This window comes from Methanocalculus natronophilus, from assembly GCF_038751955.1.
In the GTDB taxonomy this organism is placed as follows: domain Archaea; phylum Halobacteriota; class Methanomicrobia; order Methanomicrobiales; family Methanocorpusculaceae; genus Methanocalculus; species Methanocalculus natronophilus.
The window spans coordinates 1-20,331 of sequence record NZ_JBCEXH010000008.1; the positions used below are offsets into that span (position 1 = coordinate 1).

At 54.4% G+C, this 20,331-nt stretch carries 23 protein-coding genes and 1 tRNA gene; 11 read left to right on the plus strand and 13 right to left on the minus strand.

Going from position 1 to position 20,331, the window contains the following annotated elements; genetic code table 11:
- The first annotated feature begins 116 nt into the window (after positions 1-116).
- Genes ppsA through ABCO64_RS08535 form a run of 7 tightly spaced genes read left to right on the plus strand, consistent with a single transcriptional unit; the run spans position 117 to position 8,411 of the window.
- Positions 117-2,408: a phosphoenolpyruvate synthase gene (ppsA, locus tag ABCO64_RS08505; protein WP_253460000.1), complete on the plus strand. Its 2,292-nt coding sequence runs from the start codon at positions 117-119 to the stop codon at positions 2,406-2,408.
- Complete coding sequence (gene mfnA, locus ABCO64_RS08510; protein WP_253460002.1) at positions 2,386-3,477, plus strand: tyrosine decarboxylase MfnA; 1,092 nt, start codon at positions 2,386-2,388, stop codon at positions 3,475-3,477. Before ppsA ends, mfnA begins: the two co-directional genes overlap by 23 nt.
- Positions 3,477-4,028 (plus strand): hypoxanthine/guanine phosphoribosyltransferase, encoded by a 552-nt coding sequence (gene hpt / locus ABCO64_RS08515; protein WP_253460004.1) that lies wholly within the window; start codon positions 3,477-3,479, stop codon positions 4,026-4,028. Before mfnA ends, hpt begins: the two co-directional genes overlap by 1 nt.
- Positions 3,991-4,956 (plus strand): diphthamide biosynthesis enzyme Dph2, encoded by a 966-nt coding sequence (dph2, locus tag ABCO64_RS08520; RefSeq protein ID WP_292615447.1) that lies wholly within the window; start codon positions 3,991-3,993, stop codon positions 4,954-4,956. Before hpt ends, dph2 begins: the two co-directional genes overlap by 38 nt.
- Complete coding sequence (locus ABCO64_RS08525) at positions 4,953-5,549, plus strand: METTL5 family protein (protein WP_253460008.1); 597 nt, start codon at positions 4,953-4,955, stop codon at positions 5,547-5,549. Before dph2 ends, ABCO64_RS08525 begins: the two co-directional genes overlap by 4 nt.
- 2 nt (positions 5,550-5,551) lie before the next feature.
- On the plus strand, positions 5,552-6,715 hold the full coding sequence (locus ABCO64_RS08530; RefSeq protein WP_253460010.1) for an MFS transporter: 1,164 nt from the start codon (positions 5,552-5,554) through the stop codon (positions 6,713-6,715).
- A 37-nt stretch (positions 6,716-6,752) separates the two neighbouring features.
- Positions 6,753-8,411 (plus strand): ABC1 kinase family protein, encoded by a 1,659-nt coding sequence (locus tag ABCO64_RS08535; RefSeq protein ID WP_253460012.1) that lies wholly within the window; start codon positions 6,753-6,755, stop codon positions 8,409-8,411.
- 1 nt (position 8,412) lies between these two features.
- Here the strand turns inward: ABCO64_RS08535 and ABCO64_RS08540 are convergent, their stop codons facing one another.
- The 9 genes from ABCO64_RS08540 to ABCO64_RS08580 all read right to left on the minus strand — a co-directional run bounded on the left by ABCO64_RS08540 (position 8,413) and on the right by ABCO64_RS08580 (position 13,734).
- Positions 8,413-8,691 (minus strand): ferredoxin-thioredoxin reductase catalytic domain-containing protein, encoded by a 279-nt coding sequence (locus tag ABCO64_RS08540; RefSeq protein ID WP_253460015.1) that lies wholly within the window; start codon positions 8,689-8,691, stop codon positions 8,413-8,415.
- 60 nt (positions 8,692-8,751) lie between these two features.
- On the minus strand, positions 8,752-9,027 hold the full coding sequence (locus tag ABCO64_RS08545; RefSeq protein WP_253460017.1) for a ferredoxin-thioredoxin reductase catalytic domain-containing protein: 276 nt from the start codon (positions 9,025-9,027) through the stop codon (positions 8,752-8,754).
- A 17-nt stretch (positions 9,028-9,044) separates the two neighbouring features.
- Complete coding sequence (purQ, locus tag ABCO64_RS08550) at positions 9,045-9,740, minus strand: phosphoribosylformylglycinamidine synthase I (protein WP_253460019.1); 696 nt, start codon at positions 9,738-9,740, stop codon at positions 9,045-9,047.
- Positions 9,740-9,982, minus strand: a complete 243-nt coding sequence (gene purS / locus ABCO64_RS08555) for a phosphoribosylformylglycinamidine synthase subunit PurS (protein ID WP_253460021.1) — start codon at positions 9,980-9,982, stop codon at positions 9,740-9,742. Before purS ends, purQ begins: the two co-directional genes overlap by 1 nt.
- Positions 9,979-10,695, minus strand: coding sequence for a phosphoribosylaminoimidazolesuccinocarboxamide synthase (gene purC, locus ABCO64_RS08560; RefSeq protein WP_253460023.1), 717 nt, complete (start codon positions 10,693-10,695; stop codon positions 9,979-9,981). Before purC ends, purS begins: the two co-directional genes overlap by 4 nt.
- Positions 10,692-11,675 carry a 7,8-didemethyl-8-hydroxy-5-deazariboflavin synthase CofG gene (cofG, locus tag ABCO64_RS08565; protein ID WP_253460025.1) on the minus strand — a complete coding sequence of 328 codons (984 nt, stop codon included), beginning with the start codon at positions 11,673-11,675 and terminating at the stop codon, positions 10,692-10,694. Before cofG ends, purC begins: the two co-directional genes overlap by 4 nt.
- Positions 11,676-11,918: 243 nt before the next feature.
- Positions 11,919-12,326, minus strand: coding sequence for an arsenate reductase ArsC (locus ABCO64_RS08570; protein ID WP_253460027.1), 408 nt, complete (start codon positions 12,324-12,326; stop codon positions 11,919-11,921).
- 40 nt (positions 12,327-12,366) lie between these two features.
- On the minus strand, positions 12,367-12,603 hold the full coding sequence (locus ABCO64_RS08575; protein ID WP_253460030.1) for a thioredoxin family protein: 237 nt from the start codon (positions 12,601-12,603) through the stop codon (positions 12,367-12,369).
- 60 nt (positions 12,604-12,663) lie between these two features.
- On the minus strand, positions 12,664-13,734 hold the full coding sequence (locus ABCO64_RS08580) for a permease (protein WP_253460033.1): 1,071 nt from the start codon (positions 13,732-13,734) through the stop codon (positions 12,664-12,666).
- A gap of 253 nt (positions 13,735-13,987) precedes the next feature.
- Between ABCO64_RS08580 and ABCO64_RS08585 the strand changes: the two genes are divergently transcribed.
- Positions 13,988-14,398: an ArsR/SmtB family transcription factor gene (locus tag ABCO64_RS08585; protein WP_253460036.1), complete on the plus strand. Its 411-nt coding sequence runs from the start codon at positions 13,988-13,990 to the stop codon at positions 14,396-14,398.
- Positions 14,399-14,773: 375 nt separating this feature from the next.
- Here the strand turns inward: ABCO64_RS08585 and ABCO64_RS08590 are convergent.
- From ABCO64_RS08590 to ABCO64_RS08600, 3 genes are all read right to left on the minus strand, one after another.
- Positions 14,774-14,857, minus strand: a tRNA-Ser gene (locus ABCO64_RS08590).
- A gap of 31 nt (positions 14,858-14,888) precedes the next feature.
- Positions 14,889-15,800: an RNA-guided pseudouridylation complex pseudouridine synthase subunit Cbf5 gene (locus ABCO64_RS08595; RefSeq protein WP_253460039.1), complete on the minus strand. Its 912-nt coding sequence runs from the start codon at positions 15,798-15,800 to the stop codon at positions 14,889-14,891.
- Positions 15,797-16,483 (minus strand): uroporphyrinogen-III synthase, encoded by a 687-nt coding sequence (locus ABCO64_RS08600; RefSeq protein WP_253460041.1) that lies wholly within the window; start codon positions 16,481-16,483, stop codon positions 15,797-15,799. The genes ABCO64_RS08595 and ABCO64_RS08600 overlap by 4 nt, the downstream gene beginning before the upstream one ends.
- 35 nt (positions 16,484-16,518) lie before the next feature.
- Between ABCO64_RS08600 and ABCO64_RS08605 the strand changes: the two genes are divergently transcribed.
- The gene (locus tag ABCO64_RS08605; RefSeq protein WP_343089321.1) at positions 16,519-17,769 is read left to right on the plus strand and encodes a tripartite tricarboxylate transporter permease; all 1,251 of its coding nucleotides are present in this window, start codon (positions 16,519-16,521) and stop codon (positions 17,767-17,769) included.
- A 48-nt stretch (positions 17,770-17,817) separates the two neighbouring features.
- On the opposite strand, the gene ABCO64_RS08610 is transcribed toward ABCO64_RS08605, so the two are convergent.
- Positions 17,818-18,744, minus strand: coding sequence for a calcium/sodium antiporter (locus tag ABCO64_RS08610; RefSeq protein ID WP_253460044.1), 927 nt, complete (start codon positions 18,742-18,744; stop codon positions 17,818-17,820).
- 57 nt (positions 18,745-18,801) lie between these two features.
- Between ABCO64_RS08610 and ABCO64_RS08615 the strand changes: the two genes are divergently transcribed.
- Both ABCO64_RS08615 and ABCO64_RS08620 read left to right on the plus strand, forming a co-directional pair.
- Positions 18,802-19,671: an NOP5/NOP56 family protein gene (locus tag ABCO64_RS08615; RefSeq protein ID WP_253460048.1), complete on the plus strand. Its 870-nt coding sequence runs from the start codon at positions 18,802-18,804 to the stop codon at positions 19,669-19,671.
- Complete coding sequence (locus tag ABCO64_RS08620) at positions 19,658-20,323, plus strand: fibrillarin-like rRNA/tRNA 2'-O-methyltransferase (RefSeq protein ID WP_253460051.1); 666 nt, start codon at positions 19,658-19,660, stop codon at positions 20,321-20,323. Before ABCO64_RS08615 ends, ABCO64_RS08620 begins: the two co-directional genes overlap by 14 nt.
- Positions 20,324-20,331 lie beyond the last annotated feature (8 nt).

Sequence of the window (20,331 nt, forward strand, 5' to 3'; positions counted from 1 at the left end):
GAATGCCGGAAAATAGAGGAGGTTTTATAAGTCAGATCTCTGGTTTGATGGGCTCCACGTGAGCTTTCTTCACCCCATTTTATGTATCAGTGGGTTGATTCATACCTGAGATATCTATGAAGGACGCTCCAAACATTCTCTGGCTTGAGGAGATCAGGAAGGGTGATCTGCCCTCTGTGGGTGGCAAAGGCGCATCGCTTGGTGAAATGGCCTCTATCGGGCTTCCTGTACCCCAGGCATTTGTTGTTACCGCACAGGCATTCCGGCGCTTCCTTGTCGAGACCGGGCTTGAAGAATCACTCTATTCCATCCTTGAGGGTCTGGATGTCGATGAGAATAATGCGCTTGAGTCTGCTGCGGGTAAGGCAAAGGATCTCATCATGTCTGTCCCGATTCCTGACTATATGGTGGACGAGATCCGGTCAGCCTATGACAGGATCGGTCACAAGACCGTTGTCGCAGTCAGGTCAAGCGCGACTGCAGAAGATCTCCCTGATGCAAGTTTTGCAGGGCAGCAGGAGACGTTCCTCAACATCATCGGTGGAGATGATGTCATTGAAGCAGTCCAGATGTGCTGGGCATCGCTCTATGGAGCGCGTGCCATATACTACCGGTCAAAACAGGGCTTTGATGACCGGAGTGTCAATATCGCGGTAGTTGTCCAGGAACTGATCTTCTCGGAGAAAGCCGGTGTTCTCTTCACATCCCATCCGGTAACAGGAGAGCCCCTCTCGATCATCGAAGGGTCATGGGGGCTTGGTGAGGCCGTTGTATCAGGCTCGGTATCTCCTGATAACTTTGTCTTCGACCAGTCGAAACAGAAGATTGTCGACCGGATCATTGCCAGCAAAGAGACCGAGATCATTCCTGATGGTACAAAAGGGACAAAGGAAGTCCCTGTTCCCGAAGACCGGCGCACAAAACCCGTGCTCTCAGATGATGAGGTTGCACGCCTCGCCTCCCTTGGCAAACTCTCTGAGGATCACTATGGTGTTCCCCAGGATATCGAATGGGGAATTGTGGGAGAAGAAATCTATATTCTTCAGTCAAGGCCGGTTACAACGATCAAGGCACAGACCCAGACAAAGGCAGCAGCTCCAACCGGTCAGCAGACAGTCCTCCTTGAAGGCCAGGGCGCATCCCCCGGAACGGTTACCGGACGGGTTGCGATCATCAAGCAGATCAAGGATTCAGGCTCTGTTCAGGAAGGAGATATTCTCGTTGCAAAGATGACAAATCCCGATATGGTGCCTGCCATGCGTCGGGTATCCGGCATCATCACCGATGAAGGCGGTATGACCTGTCACGCTGCGATTGTCAGCCGCGAACTCGGCACCCCTGCTGTTGTCGGGACCAAGAAGGCGACAACAACCCTGAAGAACGGCCAGATTGTGACAATCGACGGTGATAAAGGTGTTGTATACGAAGGCGAGGTCCGGGCAGCCAGGGAGAAAGATGATGCGCCTGTACAGGCAGCCGCAGCACCGCTGGTCACTGCAACCCTGATCAAGGTGAATGTCTCACTTCCCGAAGCCGCAAAGCGGGCTGCCGCCACCGGTGCAGACGGTGTCGGGCTCCTCAGGATTGAGCATCTCATCCTTGGGATGAACAGGACCCCACAGTGGTTCATTGAACAGAAGCGTGAGGATGAGTTCATCGACGAACTCTATGAAGGTATTAAAACGATTCTTGACGCCTTCCCCGGCAAGCCCGTCTGGGTGCGGACACTTGATGCCCCGACTGATGAGTTCAGGAATATGGAGGGTGGAGAGGACGAGCCGGTTGAGCACAACCCGATGCTTGGATGGCGTGGAATCCGGCGCGATCTCTCGGTTCCTGAACAGTTCCGGCTCCAGGTGGAGGCATTCAAACGACTCTGGAAAGATGGATACGATAATCTTGGCCTGATGCTCCCGCTTGTGAACCATCCACGGGAATTTATCCAGGCAAAAGCCCTGCTCAGGGAATGGGGAGTTGCTGTTGACGCAGTCACCCTCGGTATCATGGTGGAGGTTCCGTCATCTGCCATCCTGATAGACGACTTCATCAGGGCGGGCATCAATTTTGCATCGTTTGGCACAAACGATCTCGTCCAGTATACCCTTGCTGTGGACAGGAACAACGAACATGTCGCCTCGATGTATGAACCAACCCACCCGGCGGTGCTGAAACTGATCGACTATGCGATCCAGCGGTGCCGATCTGCGGGTGTTGAATGCTCAATCTGCGGCCAGGCAGGATCAGACCCGGCAATGGTATCCTGGCTTGTCGAACATGGAATCAGGAGCGTCTCGGCAAACATCGATGCAGTACAGAAGATCCGTGAAGCTGCAGCCAGAACCGAGCAGCGGATGGTCCTTGACCTTGCGTATTCGAAGGGTGGCAATGAAGAATACCGGCTCTTCTGAAGAGGAGGTCTTCTCCTACCTCTCTTCTGTCAGGGACGAAGACGAACCCTACGATCGCATCCTCTCCTCAATGTGCACAAGGCCGCACAAGGTTGCTATTGCTGCCCATATGCAGTTCATTGAGACAAACCTTGGCGATCCTGGTCTTTTTCCGGGTACGATGCGGCTTGAGGATGAACTGATCAGGCTCCTTGGTGATCTCCTCCACTGCCCTGAAGCTGGCGGCTATGCCACGTCCGGGGGTACAGAATCAAATATCCAGGCGCTCCGGATAGCCCAGAAGCAGAAGCCGGTTGAATCCCCAAATGTCATCATACCTGCATCTGCCCATTTCTCCTTTGACAAGGCGTGTGATATGCTCGGGCTTGAGATGCGGACTGTTCCCCTTGACTCCGGGTACCGGATGGATACGTCTGCAATTCCTGACTGCATAGACAGAAATACCGTCGGTATTGTTGCTGTTGTCGGAACCACAGAATACGGGATGATCGATGCAATTGGAGAGATCTGCGCAATTGCAGAGGAAGCGGATCTCTTCTTCCACGTCGATGCCGCGTTTGGGGGTCTTGTTGCACCATTCCTCCCTGATAGTGATCCATGGGACTTTTCTCTTTCCGGGGTCTCAAGCGTCTCAGTTGATCCCCATAAGATGGGGATGAGCACGATCCCCTGCGGCGCCCTCCTTCTCCGTGATCCTAAAGCATTTGGTTGCCTCAATGTTGATACGCCGTACCTGACCGTCAAGAAGGAATGTACCCTTGCAGGAACACGGCCCGGTGCGCCTGTGGCAGGTGCGTATGCCGTCCTCCGGTATCTTGGGCGTGAGGGCCTCTCTGCGATTGTCTCCGGGTGCATGGAGAATACCTGGCGTCTCATCGAAGGGATGGAGGCATTTGGGTATCCGCGTGCAGTCACGCCTGATGTGAATGTCGCCACCTTCGACTGTCCGCTTACACCTGCCGGGTGGCGCGTCTCCCGAACACGGCAGGGTCATATGCGCACCGTCCTGATGCCTCATGTGACCAGGGATGTGGTTGAAGCATTTCTAGAGACAATTGGTGAATCCTGATGCTTGAAGTACTGAAAAAAACACTCCATACCTGCCCGATCGTGAAGCGGGGTGAATATACATATTTTATCCACCCCATCACCGACGGTGTCCCGCTCGTTGAGCCCGCGCTTCTGCGGGATGTTGCCTGCTCGCTCTTCAAGGCGCTTGATTTTTCAAATGTCGACAAGATCATCGTCACCGAGGCAATGGGTATTCATATCGGCACTGTCCTCTCCCTGATGACCGATATTCCCTATACTATCATCCGGAAACGCGAATACAACCTCCCCGGCGAGGTGGTGATCGGCCAGACAACCGGCTATTCAAAAGGTACGCTCTATCTCAACAGTGTCTTTGAGGGTGACCGGGTGGTGGTTGTTGATGATGTTATCAGCACCGGCGGAACGATCCGTGCAGTTCTGCCCGCAATCGAATCCACAGGGGCGATCATAACCGACCTCTGTTTTGTCATCAACCGTGGCAACCCCGATATCGGGAGACCGTATAAGTCCCTTGTCACCATCGATGTTGATGAAGACGGCGTCCATGTCATTGATTCGTATTTCTGAGATCCTTGACAGGATCCGCCCTCTCCCTGTCCGGACCGTGGCGCTCCAGGCGCCTGAGGGGTTGAAACGGGAGCTGGCAGCAGTTGCCGACGCGCTCCGGGACGAAGGCTATCTGGTTGTCATCTCCGGTGATCCCTGTTATGGTGCATGCGATCCGGCACTTGAAACTCTTGCATACGCCGATATCCTTGTCCATCTCGGACACACGCCGATCCAGGACGACGATCGAATCCTCTTTGAGCCGGTTGTTCTGGATCTGCCTCTTCCGCCGCTTGATTCCGTCCTGCAGCTCATCACAACCGATACAATCGGACTCATCTCCACAGCCCAGCATGCCGCCGCCCTCCCCCGCCTCGCAGACGAACTGCAGAAGCATGGGATTGCTGCTGTGATCAGCGATCCCTCGCCCCGCACCCCCCTGCCGGGGCAGGTTCTCGGCTGCACCTATGCAGCAGCACGATGTGCCGGAGCCGATGAACTGCTCTACTTTGGATCAGGTGTCTTTCACCCGATTGGTGCTGGGATTGCAACCGGCAGACGGGTTGTCACGCTTGATCCCTTCACCGGGGATGCAGGGATTGTTGAGGCAGATCGGCTTCTCAGAAAGAGGTTTGGTGTTATTGAGAAAGCCCGTCTTGCAGATCGGTTCGGGATTATTGTCTCGACAAAATCCGGGCAGAACCGCATGAGGCTTGCTGAAGAACTCATGAACCATCACCCTCGTGCAGATGTCATTCTTCTCAGGGAGGTGACTCCTGATCAGCTCCTGAATCTCGGTTATCCCTGTTATGTCAATACTGCCTGCCCAAGACTTGCTCTTGATGACCAGATCCGGTTTCCCGTCCCGGTACTCTCCCCTGCCGAGTTTGAGATCCTCTGCGGGATACGTGACTGGGAAGCATATGAGATAGATGAGATTGTTGCATGAAACTGAGGCATCTTGAGATACAGCTCGAAAAAGTGGCAGGGATCCCGGATCCCGATCCCGCAATGGAGCAGTACATGACGCCCGCGCCCCTTGCTGCCCGGCTTCTCTATGATGCATATCTTGCCGGGGATATCAGCGGGTGTGTGGTCTGTGATCCCGGATCCGGGACCGGCATCCTGGCGATTGGTGCTGCCCTTCTTGGTGCAGAACAGGTGTATGGGATTGAAAGAGACGAACGCCTGGTGGCAGTTGCACAGGAGAATGCAAAACTGCTCTCCGTAGACTGTACATTTGTTCCCGGTGAGCTGAGTGACTTTCAGGTTTCGTGCGATACAGTGGTTATGAACCCCCCCTTTGGCGCACAGAAGCGGCATGCAGATCGCCCCTTTATCGATGCAGCTCTCAGGATAGCACCGGTGGTCTATGGGATCTTTAATAAAGACTCGATCCCGTTTCTCTCATCCTACATCACAGGGCGGGCAGCGATTGTGGGTATGGTTGCTGCCCGCTTTCCGATAAAACGCTCATTTTCGTTTCATAAGAGAGCGGTTCTGGATATCCCGGTTGAGATCGTCTGCATGAGGCGGATCTGAAAATGATAAAAGTTCCCCGCAGCATCCTTGGCTATACCTCAGGCCATATCGTCATCGATCTCTACAGCCCGGTGATCCCGGCACTCATCCCACTGTTGATCCTCCAGCCAGGGATCGGGTACTTCCTGGCAGGACTGCTCGTCTCGGTCTTCCAGGTGACCTCCTCACTCTTCCAGCCGGTCGTCGGGTGGCTCTCGGACCAGTCTGGATGGTCAGCACCGATCTGGCTCTGCATCCTGACGAGCGCCCTCTGCATCGGCCTCTACGGGGTGGTGCAGAATTATTATCTGCTCCTCCTCTTTGCCGCAGGAGCGGGCATCTCGCATGCCTTATTTCATCCTGCTGCGCTCCTCCAGGTCCACGGGGAGACAACAGTCCATAACAGGGGAACCCTCACCTCCATCTTTGTGACCGGGGGGAATCTCGGGTTTGCGATAGGCCCGGTCATCGTGGGTATTCTCATCGGGTTTGGGGGGCTTCCCGCGCTCACCCTGATTGCAATCCCCGGTCTTCTGATGGCGGCATTCCTCTACTCTCTCACACGGAGGAGAGCTCCTCTTCCAAAACCAGTGAGCGCTGAGGTGGCGTCTCCGCGGATCCCGCTTGGCCCGGTCAGCCTGATTGTGACAATAGCGGCTCTCCGCTCATGGGTGATTATGGCTTCTGTTGCATTCTTCCCGGCATACCTGATCCTGACAACAGGGTCATCACTTGTTTTTGCCAACTTTATGCTGACCGTGATGCTCCTTGCAGGTGTTGTCGGCCAGGTCACCGGCGGCTTCCTCTCTGATCGGTATGGCAGGCGTGAAGTGACGATCCTGGGTCTCTTTGCCTGCATTATCCCGTACATGCTCTTCTTCATGACATCGGGGTGGATTGTCCTCATCCTGATGGTGCTCATCGGGTACCTGACCTGGTCGACCTTCTCCGTCACGGTGACGATGGCACAGGAGTATCTCCCCGGCAGGGTCGGGCTCGCATCAGGGCTGCTTCTTGGCTTCTCGATTGGTGCAGGTGGTCTTGGTGTCTCTATTGTTGGTATTGCAGCTGACCTGATGACCCTTCCAACAGCACTCTTTGCACTAACGATACCCCTCATCGCAGCAGCCATCCTCTCACTTGCACTGCCGCGCCAGGCTTCTGCACCTGGGGTAAACCAGCCATAACACCTTTTAACTCATGTGACAATTCCATCCTGATCCAATGCTTTCAGGAATGAAACGGTACGGCCAGATTGCGGATATCCTGGTGAAACATGGCTTTGGTATTGCGGTAGATGAACTCTTCCCCGGTCTTCCGTCACGTGTTCTCTTCAAGAGGAAAGAGGCGGAGACTGATCTCTCGGCATATGAGCGGATCCGCCTTGCAATAGAAGAACTTGGACCAACATTCATCAAGTTCGGCCAGATCATGAGCACCCGGCGCGAGCTCTTTCCGCCTGAGCTGATCGACGAACTCCATAAACTCCAGGACCGGGTGCCTCCTCTCCCCTTTCCGGAGGTCAGATCTGCGCTTGATGAGACTGTCCCCGGATGGGAGGTACTTTTTCAGCGTATCGATCCGGTGCCTGTTGCCGCAGCATCAATCTCCCAGGTGCACCGGGGGGTATTGGCAGATGGAACTGTTGTTGCCGTCAAGATCATGCGTCCTGGTATTGAAGAGGTGATCGAGACTGATCTCCTGATTCTCAGGTCGCTAGCGGAACGGCTTGAGGTTGTCTTTCCCGATCTCCGTGTCTACAACCCTGCCGAACTTGTCAAAAGCTTTTCCGGCCAGATACGAAAAGAGCTTGACTTTACACGTGATGGGAAGAATGCCGAACGCATCAGGTCCAATATGGCCGAACTTGATGGTGTCCGGGTGCCGAAGATCTATTGGGAAGCCAGTTCACGCCGGGTGCTGACCATGGAGTTTATCGAAGGTGTCCGGATCGATAATGTCGAGGCTTTGCGTGCAATGGGTCATATTCCCCAGGAGATAGCCGACCGGGGATTTCGGGCGTATCTCAAACAGATCATGGTTGACGGCTTCTTCCATGGCGATCCCCATCCCGGCAACCTTCTTGTGATGGGAAACGGGGATCTGGCGTTTCTTGACTTTGGGATCTGCATGGTGCTGAGGCCTGAGCGGCGAAAAACCTTCATCCAGCTGCTCTATGGTCTTGTCGAGACTGATGTGGATGTCTGCCTTGAGGCGTTCTATGGTCTTGGAATATCGATCCCACATGAGGATAGGGAGTATTTCAGGGACGATCTCTACCTGCTGCTCCTCGACTATGCCGACTATGAGGTGAGGCAGTATGATTTCTCCAGGATGACGATCGAACTCTCCGAGATACTCAGGAAATACCAGGTTCGTGTTCCCGGAGAGATGATGCGGCTTTTAAAGGTGATAGGCATGGTCGGAGATATTGCTCTAGTGCTTGATCCGACGTTTCGTTTCAGTACAAAGGCCCGACCTTATGTTGCTGATCTGATTACAGAGCAGTACTTTTCAACAGATGCAATCAAAACGGAGATCACTGCCGGTGTCAGTTCTCTCCGTGCCCTTCTCAGGATGCCCGAACAGATGAATGCTGCATTCCAGAGGGTGAGTGAGGGGAGAGTCAGGATTGATGTTGTTGCAGGCGATGTCCAGCGGCTCCAGGAGACGGTTGACCGCTCAACCGACCGGCTCATGGTCGGGTTGATCACCTCCTCGGTTGTCATCGGATCTTCGCTTCTCCTGCTTGCTCCGGATGCTGTGATACCCTATGGGAATTATGTCGCTTTCATCGGATATGGCGCAGCGGTCTGTGTCGGGATTTATGCAGTTACCCATGCACTCAGGGTTGCCAGAAAAGCACCGTTTCGGCGCAGGTGATCTACCACCCGTTATTCCTGAAGAAGAGATTGCAATGGCAGTGTCCGTCATCTGCGATCTCAGTTCTGTGATGGGAACACGGGCAGATGATTGCTCTGTCAGCTTCAGGATCTCCTTTTTGGATCCTGCATGGGCAGTACCGTTCGCCTTTCTGGATCTGGTTTCTGGCGAGCCCACGGATCACGGCTTTGAGCTGGGTGGTATCGGGGTTGAGCACCCATCCGTTCTCTTCGGCATATGCTTCTGCCCATACGAGAATCTCGGCACTCCGGGTTTTCATACCATCCTGTTATCATCTGAGGAGAAAAAAGATCTGGTTCTGACAGATGGAGGGCTTTGGTCACGTTCTGAAGAAGAGGTTGCAGTGGCAGTGGCCATCGTTTTCAACCTCGTCCTTATGATAGATACACGGACAGATGATCTTTTCATCAACATCGGGGTCCCCGCTCATGATCCTGCACGGGCAGTACCGTTCTCCCTGCCGGATCATCTTGCGTGCCAGCCCCCTGATGACGGCGTCAAGCTGCTTTTTATCGGGGTTTAGGAGCCACCCCATCTCTGCAGCATACCGTTCTGCCCAGTCGCGGATAAGCCGGGCAGCTTCAAGTTCATCCATCTGTCTCTCACTCTCCTTTACGACTCTTCAGTATATGCAATCATCGAATCGAAGATCTTCTTCCCATCCGTTGATCCAAGTATCTCTTCTGCTGCCCGCTCGGGATGGGGCATCATAACGAGCACATTCTCCTGTTCTGAGAGGATACCTGTAATGTTACCGGAAGAGCCGTTAAGATTTACGTTCGTATTGACATCTCCATTCTCGTCACAGAAACGAAACGCAATCCTGTTGTCTGCTTCAAGACGGCTGATGTCACCAGGAGGGGCAATATAGCGTCCTTCCTTATGTGCTATCGGGATGCTGACAATCTCGCCTTGCCGGTAGAGGCGGGTGAAGGGTGAGGTGGTGTTCTCAACCCTGAGGAGAGCCGGCCTGCAGAGGAACTTCGGATAGGCATTTGTTGTGAAGATGCCGGGGACAAGCCCGCTCTCTGCTGCGATCTGGGCGCCATTGCAGATGCCGAGAATAAGCGCCCCGTTTGCTGCCGCCCGGATGATATCCTTCATAACCGGTGTCCGTGCGGCTATTGCTCCGGCTCTGAGGTAGTCGCCATAGCTGAAGCCTCCCGGGAGGATAATAGCGTCATAGCTGCGCCTGAGCCCGTCTTTATACCAGACCAGATCCACATCGGCCCCGCATACCTCTCCGACGACATAGGCGACATCCTGATCACAGTTGCTTCCGCCAAACCTGATGACTGCTGATCGCATCAGCGGACCTCGATCTCATAGGTGTGGATAACAGGGTTTGCAAGGAGTTTCTCGCAGAGGGAGATCCCAATCTCCTCTGCTGCTGCTTTGTTCTCCGCTTCAATGGTGATTGTAAACTGGTCTGCAGTAACAAGTTTCTCTGTTGGAAAGCCGAGGTGCGCGATCGCATGCCGGATCGCTTCTGCTTCCGGATTCAGCATCCCTTCCTTCAACCGGATGGTGATGATGAGATCAAATTTCATTCTTTTCTGCTCCCGGTGATTCTCGCCGATACTGCACGGTAGGCCTCCATGACATCTCCCTTTTCAAAGCGGTAGACATCCTTGTCCATGGACTTCATCGTGCCTTTCTCCCAGAGCCGCATCGAATCCATGCTGATCTCGTCGCCAAGGAGTATGGCTCCGTTGCCCTTTCCAAATTCAAGTTTGAAATCCACCAGATCGAGGCCGATACTCTCAAAAAATGACTTCAAAACATCGTTTACCCTGACTGCAAGCTCTTTGACATGCTGTAGCTCGTCTGCGGTCAAAAGCCCAAGTGCGATGATGATATCATCCTGGATTGCGGGATCATTCCTCGAATCGTCCTTGTAGTCGGTCACAACGATCGGTTTTTCAAAGACCTGGCCTTCGGTGAATGGAAAAGTCCTGACAAGTGATCCTGCGGCACGGTTTCTGACGATCACCTCAAGCGGGATCATCGAGAGTTTTTTGACACGCATCGTGGTCGGATCGTCCATCCGGATAAAATGCGTGGGTATGCCAGCCTCCTCAAGGAGCCTGAAGAGAAATGCTGAGACTTCGGCATTTGAGGCACCCTTGCCTTGCAGCTCATCTTTTTTGCCGCCATCAAAAGCAGTGATATCATCCCGAAATGATACAATAAGTTCGTCTGGCTTTTCCGATAGGAAGACGGTTTTTGCCTTCCCGCTAATGAGAACGTCGCCCTGGTTCATAGGTTCTGCTCCTGTATCTGTTTGTCAAGCTTCATGATAAGTGGTGCGAGTCCCGGATCAAACCATCCTCTCCTGATATATTGCGGGTGAATGCAGAGGCGTTCACGGAGCGCGTATCCTCTCGTAATTCCCTTGAGTTTGTCGATCTCCGGCCATGCATGTTCCGGATTGATGTAATCGACTGTTACCGGTGAGACGCCGCCGAGGTCGTCTACCCCGTATTCAAGGAAAAAGCGGGCTTCTGCGAGGTTTGGCGGGATCTGGACGGCAACATCCTCCGGCAGGATCGCGCGGGCTGAGCGGATCGTCTCTGCGAACTCTTCCCGTGTGACGGTTCCATCCTCGCCCATCGGGGTTCCGGGTTTTGGGCAGAAATTCTGGATAATGACTTCCTGGATGTGGTGATACTGCCTGTGGATGGCTGCTATTGTCTCAAGAGACTCTTCACGATCTGCTGCCGTCTCCCCGATCCCAACCAGGAGGCCGGTTGTGAATGGGATCTTCAGGCGTCCGGCATCTTCGATCATCTGGATCCGGACGCCTGGATCTTTTCCTGGAGACTGTGTATGTGCGGGTATATCCGCTGTTGTCTCAAGCATCAGTCCCATGCTCGCGTTGACAGCCCTGAAGCGGGCAAGCTCATCATAGGTCAAGACCCCCGCGTTTGTATGGGGGAGCAGCCCCAGATCAATTGCCTCGAGACAGAGGTCATAGCAGTAATCCAGGATGTCGGTGTACCCGATCGCCTCCAGGTGGCGATCAAAGCCCTCTTCCTCACCGGGCCGCTCTCCAAACGTGAAGAGTGCCTCGGTACAGCCGCTTGCCGCCCCCCGCCTGAGGGTGTCGCAGACAACGTCGGGCGGCATCAGGCACCCGTCCTGTACTTGTGTCCTGTATGAACAGTACCCGCACCTGTTCCTGCAGACGGTTGTAAGCGGAAGGAAGACGTTTTTTGAATAGGTGATCGTTTTTTGCTGCATAGCCTCTCTCCCTTTCTTATGAATGTGCCTGAATTATTTCGTCTTCATGGATATGAATGGCTGCCGGATGTCCATATTCCATGCTGCAATCCGGCTCTCCCGGCTGGCTAATCCGAAGATCCCACATTGGATAATCTCTTCTGTTCTGAGATCGCATTAAGGAATTGTTCCTGGTTCTGCTCATCCTGGCACGTGGAAAAGCGGGAGTATGGTGGGACTGAGCTGTTCTGGTATCTGTTGCATTTAAACATGGCCGAATGTCTTGTCGATCCAGTCGGTGATCCCATCCCGTATCGTCCGGATGCCTGCGAGGATCTCCTCATCGGTTCCGGTGATCGCTTTGGGATCCGGGAATGTCTGGTGGATCGTCTCCTTTGCCCAGGGGAAGAGCGGGCAGGTTCCGGAATCACAGAGGGTGACCAGGATATCCATCTCAACTCCGTCAAATTCATCGATCAGTTTCGGCCTTGTGTCCTGCAGGTCGATTCCGATCTCCTGCATCGCCCTGATAACAAGGGGATTTACCTGGCTTGCCGGCTCTGATCCGGCAGAGAAGGCCTGATAGCTGTCATTGTAGCGGGAGTTCAGGTAGCCTTCGGCAATCTGGGAGCGGCCCGCGTTATGTGTACAGATAAAGAGTATCTTCTTCATTGGAAATCCCTTACATGCCTAACTTTTTCAGAGGATTTGCTTATACTTTTTCAAAGAGTTCCATCAGTTCAGCGACTTCAGCAACCCGCCCCGTCACCTTCAGTTCGCCATCGATCATAAGTGCGGGTGTCAGCATGACATCCCGCTCCATGATGGCGGTGATATCCTCAACCTTCACGATATCGGCTTTGATACCGAGTTCAGAGACTGCTTTTTCAACATTCTGTGCAAGGCGTCTGCATTTCATGCATCCGGTTCCAAGTACTTCTATCTTCATCTCCATTCACCAGACTATTGCTTTTCTCACTTTCTGCTTCAGTAACGCTTGTTTTCCTCTTCAGACAATAATTATTCCATAGGTAAACCCTGCAAGTGCAGAGAAGAGTATGACCAGTATTGCATAGACAATTGTTTTCCAGACACCCATAATCCTTGAGATGACAAGGAGTGAGGGGAGGCTCACGGTGGGGCCTGAAAGAAGGAGGGCGAGTGCCGGGCCGCCTGCCATAACTCCTGATGTGTATCCGAATGTGGTTCCGATCACCGGCACTTCAAGGAGTGTCGGCATGTAGAGGATCGTGCCGACGAGTGAGGCAAGAAGGTTTGCCTGCAGCGTGTCTGCTCCAAAGTACGGGGTAAAGGTCTCAGGCGGGAGGAAGTAGGCGAGCATCCCAAGGGCAAATGTGCCGATGAGGAGGATCGGGGCGATCTTCTTCGTCAGATCCCAGGTCTCCCATCCCCATTCGGTCACCTCGCTTCGCTCGAAGAAATAAATCAAAAGAATTGCCACTCCTATCGTAAGGGCATAGATGATTGGGAACGTGATCATGAAGCTGATCTCTGCTGTGCCGGTGATCAGGATCCCGATTAAGAGGATGAAGAAGAGTGGTACAATCCACCAGGGGCGGTTCTCGCGGCCTGCTGGTTGCTGCGGCATCGACGCCATCTTTTTCCGTGCTGCCTCGTCATCTGATCTGAAGAGCGCTGCCATGATCATGCCGATTACAATTGCCAGGATGATGGCAAAGACTGCACGTGCAAGGCCGATCTCAAAGCCGAGGACCTGTGCAGTGTATGCAAGTGCCAGGATGTTTATGGCTGGTCCGGCATAGACAAAAGTGATGGCAGGGCCGATCCCGCTTCCCCGCCTGAAGAGCCCTGCGAAGATCGGGAGAATGGTGCAGGAGCAGACAGCGAGAACGGTGCCGGAAACAGAGGCAATTCCATAGGCGCTGCTTTTCTTTGCATCCGGGCTGAAGTACTTCAATATGGTGTCTTTCCTGATGAAAGCGGCAATAGCACCGGCTATGAAGAATGCCGGGATGAGGCAGGTGACGACATGCTCAGCGAGGTATTCTGCGAGTGTTGTCCATCCCATCATCAGGGAGCCCGAAAGGATCTCGATCATCGACCTCTCCTGACTGTGTGCATCGTCTGCTGCATGGCTTTCCTCTCTTTGGGAGGCCTGTGATCTGCCGCACCCGGCCGGTATGGCAATGGGGCAAACGCTATTTCAAAACCTCTTGAAATAATGTCTGTGGTTCTGGAATAAATATGCTTCTATTTCAACATATGTTGAAATATGTGCGGCATCCACGCTCCCCCAACTCTGTATCTGCCCGATATTCTTATCTGATAGATATTTCATATAAATTTGAAGTATGGCTGGTGCACCGGACGATGAACTCAGTGGAAAGGCTCTGCTTGGAAAGAACTGTGCTATCCCGCCGGATGTCGAAGCATCCCTTGCTGCCTCAGGGGGGCTTCAGGGGCTTCAGGGGCTTCTTGCGCACCTGCCGGAAGATGCGGAAGCTCTGGCTGCCGCATCTCTCTTCCGTGCACTGGCCGATCCATTCAGGCTGAAGATTCTCGCCCTGCTTGCTGTCCAGCCCCTCTGTGTCTGCGTGATCCGCTTAATCCTTGGTATCTCTGATTCCCGCCTCTCGTACCATCTCTCAATATTGAAGAAGGCAGGCTTCATTGCAGGAGATCAATCCGGCACCTGGATCATCTACCGGCTGACTGAAGAGGGAGAGCGGGTGAAGGGGCTGGTGGCGTGGGGAGAAGAATAGATGGCTCTGCATGTCAGGATACGTATGGATTTCAGATCTGCAAAGGCTTTTTCTCCGGATTCAGGCAGAAAATGTACCGATCCGGATTAAATTATGTATGGAGGATAGTGCTTTCCAAAGGAGCTATATCTGTGTTCCTTCCTCGATTATCCTGTACGTCAACCTATGGTGACGTAGACGACTACCGATCTCTCTAACGCAACCAGGCATGACGTACATGCCACAAAGCCATGGAAGTCAAGCTACCTTGACGTAGCTGGCACACTCCTCTCCTAAGGTATAATTGGTTGACGTAGGGAAAAAAGTAGAGCGGGCTGAATAACGGGCTGAATAATAGATACATGATCGGAGTTGTTTTAGAAAAGTGTTTTAGAACGCTGAGGGGGAGATTTGAACTCCCGAGAGACAAACGCCTCACGAGGTTTCCAGCCTCGCGCCTTACCGCTAGACTACCTCAGCAGAAGATGCAGTATTCGTGTAGGTTTTGGTATTACTTAATCCTGCTCTTCTCTCTCCATCCACGGGGGTACGTTCCCGGTTCCATCAGGATTGCTTTTGGCCTGGCGACAAGGCCGTGTCTTCCCGGAACACATTTCTCCGAACTGACGCGGGCAGTCCCAAGCCCGATACATTCCCCGGATACAGTCAGGAATGTGACGGTATCGCCTTTTTGAAAAGTTCCGCAGGAGACGATCCCAACGCCTGCAAGCTGAGCACCCCTGCAGACTGCATCGACTGCGGTGTCGCGAAGGGTAATTGACGGGAGATCGGCAACTGCCCGTTCAACCGGGAGGATCATCTTCTCAAGGGCTTCTGGATCCCCATCATCTGCTGCTGCTTTTGCGTCCGCAAGCTCATGAAGCGTGTGAGCGAGAGCAGTGGTGAACCCGCCTGACTCTGTCCGCCGGAGTTCGATCATCTGCCCGCGCACCCCGAGTGCAAGCCCGATATGGACACAGAGTGTACGGATGTAGGTTCCTGCTTCACACCTGACCCTGAAGAGGACAAGTCTCTCCTTGATATCAAGGATCTGAATCTCGTGGATGGTCCGTATCCGGAGCGCCCGTTTCACCGCACTCCGGCGCGGGGGGCGCTGGTAGATCCTGCCGCAGAAGCTGCTGACAACACGCCTGATCTCATCTTCCGGTGCATTGCCATGCAGTTTCAGCAGGCAGATATACTCTTTTTCATGGGCAAGGAGGTGTTCTGCAATTTTTGCGGCTTTTCCAAGCATCACGATCAGGATACCGGAGACGGCGGGATCGAGGGTGCCTGCCTGCCCGGTTCTGACGCCGAGGATATCACGGACCCATGCGGCAACCTCGTGGCTGGTGGGTCCAGGCGGCTTGTCGATGACGATGATCCCATGGGGAATCCCTGAGGCGTGGTTTCCGGTCTTCATGGCTGTGTGGTATCCAGGTACTGGTTCAGTGCTGCCAGTGTTCCGGCAAGCGATCCGTCCCCAACAACAACGGGCTCAACGCCACCGTTGCGCATCGCATCTGCGGTAATGTCGCCTATTGCAATTGGCATGATGGAGGGTTTTGGATCCCAGATTGCCATTGCAAATGAATTTGCGCTTGTGAAGAGTATTGCATCGGCATCAGCAAGATCAAGGGGTATGTTTGTTGGCACAAGACCATAGCACCGGAACTCAAGCGCAATTCCTCCGGCATCTTCGATTGCCTTTATCAGCGCCGGGTTTGGGACATCTGCACGGGGGATGCCAACTGTCCTGCCATTCAGCCAGTCGCCGAGGTAGGGCGCAAAGTCGCGGGAGTAGAAGGTTGGAAGCATCTCCGGAGCCAATCCTCCTTCTTTGAGTATACGGGCAGTCTGCGGCCCGATTGCGATGATCCGGGCGTCTGTTTTGAGGAGCGGGGCTATCCGTTCTGCAGGAAGTGCGCTTGTGAAGAAGATGCAGTCAAAGGCTTCGGTGTTTGCCTCAAGCACAAAAGCCTGTACCTGGTTGTCATAGATCTCTGCTGCCATGGGCGAGACGATCCGGCAGGTATGGCCATATTCTGCACAGGTTGCCCGATCCTTGCCTGCTTTTTCCGGAAGCCTGGTTACCGCGATGATCATTATTCTCTTCTATTAGGAACGGATGTATGATATTCTTGTCTTCTCATGCTGATCTCTTCACCCGCATGATCGGAGGCATCCTGATAGGAACGGCAATCGGGGTGGTGCTTGGCACCATCAGCGGATGCACACCCGGCATCCATTCAAACACGATGGCCGGTATCCTCCTTGGGGTGCATCCCGCACTTCTTGTTCTCTTCGGGCCGGCAGTCTTTGCCGCATCGGTTACCGCAACTCTTGTGACCCATACGTTCCTTGATGCCGTCCCCTCCACGTTTCTTGGTGTGCCTGATCCCGATACTGCAATCGCTGTTCTACCTGCCCACGCACTCTGCATGAAGGGCCTTGGTGAAGAGGCGGTCAGGATAGCTGCTCTTGGATCTGCGGCAGGTGCGGGATTTGGCCTGATCCTCTTTCCGCTCTTCTTTCTCCTGCTTGCGCCGCTTCAGCCGTACCTGGACTGGTGGATCGGGATTCTGCTCATTACTGTTGCCGGAATACTTATTGTCCGGTCTGCTGCTCCCGAATGGGCAGCTGCTGTCTTCATTGCCTCAGGTATTCTTGGCTTGTTCTCGATGGGATACTCCTACCTCTCCTGGCAGGTGCTCCCGGGCGGCAGTCCGCTGCTACTTCCACTCCTCACCGGGCTCTTTGGCCTCCCGGTCCTGTTGAAAGGAGCAGAAGGTACAGTACCTGAGCAGCGGTATAGCGGGATCCGGATGGAGAAAAAGGAGATTGCAGGTGCTGCGGCAGCCGGAACCGTTGCAGGGGCGATTGTCGGTTGGATGCCGGGGTTCTCAAATGCAACGGCAAATGCAGTCCTTGCTTCATTCATCTCGTATACCCGGCAGGAACGCGGCTATATTCTTGCGACAAGTGCGGCCAACACGGCAAATGCGTTCCTTGGGATCGCCGCCCTCTATGCCCTCTCCCGCGTCCGGAACGGCGCGATGGCGGCGATAGCAACCGATGAACTCCCGCCGCTCTTTGGGATCATGGCTGCTGCGTGCCTTGCGGCAGTTGTTGCATACCCGCTCACCGTGCTTTCATCGAAAGGCTCACAGGTGCTGGCACGGCTCAATATCAGGCGGCTGAACCTGACGGTTATCGTCTTCCTTCTTCTCCTGACTGCTTTTGTCACCGGGCCGTTTGGCCTGCTGATTCTTGGTCTGGCAACCGCGATCGGATCTGTCCCGCCGCTTGTCTCTGTCCAGCGGGTCTTCTGCATGGGAGCGATAATGGTTCCGATTATCTGCTGGTCGATCCTGGGTGTGCCGATCTTCTAGTGGGAAAGTTCTAGCGGGAAAAGGGGGGTTTCACGTGCCCTGCCCGGATCAGAGGAGTCCTGCAAGGTGGGCGATATAGGTGCAGTATCCGATCAGCACCGCAAACGAGACGAACCGGGTGAGCCGCTCTCCTGCAAGGATGATCGGGATGACTGCAAGTGTGAAGGCTGCCATTACCAGGAGGTCAGCCTGTTCCTGTATCGGGAGCTCTGTTATGAGGGCGATGATCCCAAGGACAAAGAGGAGGTTGAAGATGTTGCTTCCAAGCAGGTTGCCGACTGAGATCCCGCTCTCCCCGCTTTTGATTGCAGCAACAGAGGTGGCAAGCTCGGGCAGTGATGTTCCGATTGCAACGATCGTCAGCCCGATGAGAAAGGCTGAAACACCAAGGCTGTCTGCGATGCCAACTGCCGAGGTGACGACGAGCTGGGATCCGATTATGACGGCGGCAAGTCCGCCTGCGGTCATGAGAATGTCAAGCGCACCTTTTGGCTCCCGTCTCCCGTCCCCGTCGTCCCTGCAGTTCTTCCAGAGAATCCTGAGTATGATCACAAACGCAATGAGAAGGATGACTCCCGCAGGCGCAGAGAGCGTTCCCTGCCATGCCACCAGCAGGAAGAGGGCAGTTGCCGCAAGCATCAGGAGGGCCTGTATGCGGATACCCCTGTTGGCTGATCCGTGTGGATTGAGGATTGATGGTTTGAGTATCCCGCAGACTGCAAGCACAAGCGCGATATTGGCGATGTTGCTCCCGAGGATGTTTCCTGTTGCGATACCGGGGTTTCCGGTGAGGCTTGCGTTTGCGCTGACCACAAACTCCGGCAGCGATGTCCCAAATGCCACAACCGTAAACCCGATGAGTGAGGGGGTGACCCCAAACCGCGAGGCAAGCCCGCTCCCTCCGCCGACGAAGAAGTCCGCACCCTTGACGAGAAGCGCAAGGCCGGTTATGAAGAGAGCCGCCTCAAGAAACATATGAAGAAGATCCGGTCGCCGGATATATAGGTGCTGAGGTTTCATCACTTCAGTACTATGGAGTACTGGTGTGGGAGTGTCGATAGTGAGGGGGTCTTCCGGCCCCGGGAAGGAACACCTCATGAACTGCTGTTGGCAGTGCAATCGACAGAAACCGATATGCAGGCGTTTTCACCCCTGACAGAGGACCTGATTATGCAGTCGGGGGTATTCCCTGACAGAAAGGAGTATATCAGGAGGCTGAGGGAGGTGATGTTTCACCATGCCGCCCTGGTTCTTGCGGATGCGGTGTCTGGCAGGGATGCAGAACTTCTCCAGATGGTCAGGACGCTTGACCAGATGGATGAGGCGATCAATCTCCTCTCTGAGCGGGTTATCGAATGGTACCTGGTGACAAATCCTTCGTTCTCCCAGAAAGGAAGAAAAGGTTCGATCAAACGTGTACTCCCAAGGATTCGGCGGACCAGATCCCGGCCACTCAGGGGTATGGCAGATCAGCTTGAAGGGCTCGCCGCTGCCCGGACTGCACTTGCAGCTGATGTCTCGCGGCTGGCTGGGCGGGTGATCCCAAACACGAGTGAGCTTGTCGGAGGGCTGGTCGCTGCCCGGATCATGGCGCGTGCCGGGGGCTTGCGGAAACTGGCTTCGATGCCGGGGAGTTCGGTGCAGGTGATCGGGGCAGAAGCAGCACTCTTCTCCCATATCAGAATCGGGTCCCCGTCTCCCAAGCATGGGATCATCTTCCAGCACCGCCGGGTACATAATGCTCAAAAAGGAGTACGGGGCCGGGTGGCACGGCTGCTTGCGGCAAAGATTGCAATTGCGGCCCGGATTGATTTTTTCAGGGGTGAGCCGGACGAGGCGTTTCTGAGGGATGCAAACGGCAGAATCGATCTGGCAGCCGGAGGTAGCCATGATCAGAATTGACGGGCAGCTCGTCTCGCCGGGTGCTGGTGGTGTGTATAATGAGCGGATGGTGAAAGGCTACCGGGTCTGGGACCCGTTCCGGTCGAAACTGGCGGCTCTCTGCATGCTGGATGAGACAATTGACCTGACGCCTTCCATGCGGGTGCTCTATCTTGGTGCTGCAAACGGAACAACGGTATCGCATGTTGCTGATTATGTGGAGGTGGTGTATGCAGTTGAGTTTGCTCCAAGGCCCCTGCGTGATCTGCTTGTGGTTGCCGAAAAGCGGGAAAATATCGTCCCTATTGCAGGTGATGCGACCCGTCCTGACCGGTATGCGCCGTTCCTGGAGGAGGTTGATCTCCTGTACCAGGATGTTGCCCAGCCCGATCAGGCAGGGATTCTGATAAAGCATTTGCCGTTTCTGAAGCGGGCCACGTCCGGGCCGGATGAGGTTTCCGGACCAGAGCAGGTGTCCGGGGGAGCTGGCGGGCCAACAGCGATCCTGATGCTGAAGACGCGGTCGGTTGATATCAGGATGACGCCCGAGGAGGTCTTCTCCGGGACGGTTGAGCGTCTGAGGGAGGCGGGGTTATTGATCCACAAGACCTGCTGGCTTGAGCCCTACCACCATGATCATGCGGCAATTGTGTGTGGTATCGGGGATCGGTGACCGCACCC

Coding starts and splice junctions, on each gene's coding strand:
- ABCO64_RS08600 (WP_253460041.1), bottom strand. CDS start 16,483: ATGATCATCGCGGTAACCAGGCTTCCGGAAAAAGCAGGCAAGGATCGG.
- ABCO64_RS08570 (WP_253460027.1), bottom strand. CDS start 12,326: ATGAAGAAGATACTCTTTATCTGTACACATAACGCGGGCCGCTCCCAG.
- ABCO64_RS08580 (WP_253460033.1), bottom strand. CDS start 13,734: ATGATCGAGATCCTTTCGGGCTCCCTGATGATGGGATGGACAACACTC.
- ABCO64_RS08595 (WP_253460039.1), bottom strand. CDS start 15,800: ATGAAGACCGGAAACCACGCCTCAGGGATTCCCCATGGGATCATCGTC.
- ABCO64_RS08525 (WP_253460008.1), top strand. CDS start 4,953: ATGAAACTGAGGCATCTTGAGATACAGCTCGAAAAAGTGGCAGGGATC.
- ABCO64_RS08575 (WP_253460030.1), bottom strand. CDS start 12,603: ATGAAGATAGAAGTACTTGGAACCGGATGCATGAAATGCAGACGCCTT.
- ABCO64_RS08615 (WP_253460048.1), top strand. CDS start 18,802: ATGGAGTACTGGTGTGGGAGTGTCGATAGTGAGGGGGTCTTCCGGCCC.
- ABCO64_RS08585 (WP_253460036.1), top strand. CDS start 13,988: ATGGCTGGTGCACCGGACGATGAACTCAGTGGAAAGGCTCTGCTTGGA.
- hpt (WP_253460004.1), top strand. CDS start 3,477: ATGCTTGAAGTACTGAAAAAAACACTCCATACCTGCCCGATCGTGAAG.
- cofG (WP_253460025.1), bottom strand. CDS start 11,675: ATGCAGCAAAAAACGATCACCTATTCAAAAAACGTCTTCCTTCCGCTT.
- ABCO64_RS08545 (WP_253460017.1), bottom strand. CDS start 9,027: ATGGATGAACTTGAAGCTGCCCGGCTTATCCGCGACTGGGCAGAACGG.
- purC (WP_253460023.1), bottom strand. CDS start 10,695: ATGAACCAGGGCGACGTTCTCATTAGCGGGAAGGCAAAAACCGTCTTC.
- ABCO64_RS08530 (WP_253460010.1), top strand. CDS start 5,552: ATGATAAAAGTTCCCCGCAGCATCCTTGGCTATACCTCAGGCCATATC.
- ABCO64_RS08535 (WP_253460012.1), top strand. CDS start 6,753: ATGCTTTCAGGAATGAAACGGTACGGCCAGATTGCGGATATCCTGGTG.
- ABCO64_RS08540 (WP_253460015.1), bottom strand. CDS start 8,691: ATGAAAACCCGGAGTGCCGAGATTCTCGTATGGGCAGAAGCATATGCC.
- purS (WP_253460021.1), bottom strand. CDS start 9,982: ATGAAATTTGATCTCATCATCACCATCCGGTTGAAGGAAGGGATGCTG.
- ppsA (WP_253460000.1), top strand. CDS start 117: ATGAAGGACGCTCCAAACATTCTCTGGCTTGAGGAGATCAGGAAGGGT.
- ABCO64_RS08620 (WP_253460051.1), top strand. CDS start 19,658: ATGATCAGAATTGACGGGCAGCTCGTCTCGCCGGGTGCTGGTGGTGTG.
- ABCO64_RS08610 (WP_253460044.1), bottom strand. CDS start 18,744: ATGTTTCTTGAGGCGGCTCTCTTCATAACCGGCCTTGCGCTTCTCGTC.
- mfnA (WP_253460002.1), top strand. CDS start 2,386: ATGAAGAATACCGGCTCTTCTGAAGAGGAGGTCTTCTCCTACCTCTCT.
- purQ (WP_253460019.1), bottom strand. CDS start 9,740: ATGCGATCAGCAGTCATCAGGTTTGGCGGAAGCAACTGTGATCAGGAT.
- dph2 (WP_292615447.1), top strand. CDS start 3,991: ATGAAGACGGCGTCCATGTCATTGATTCGTATTTCTGAGATCCTTGAC.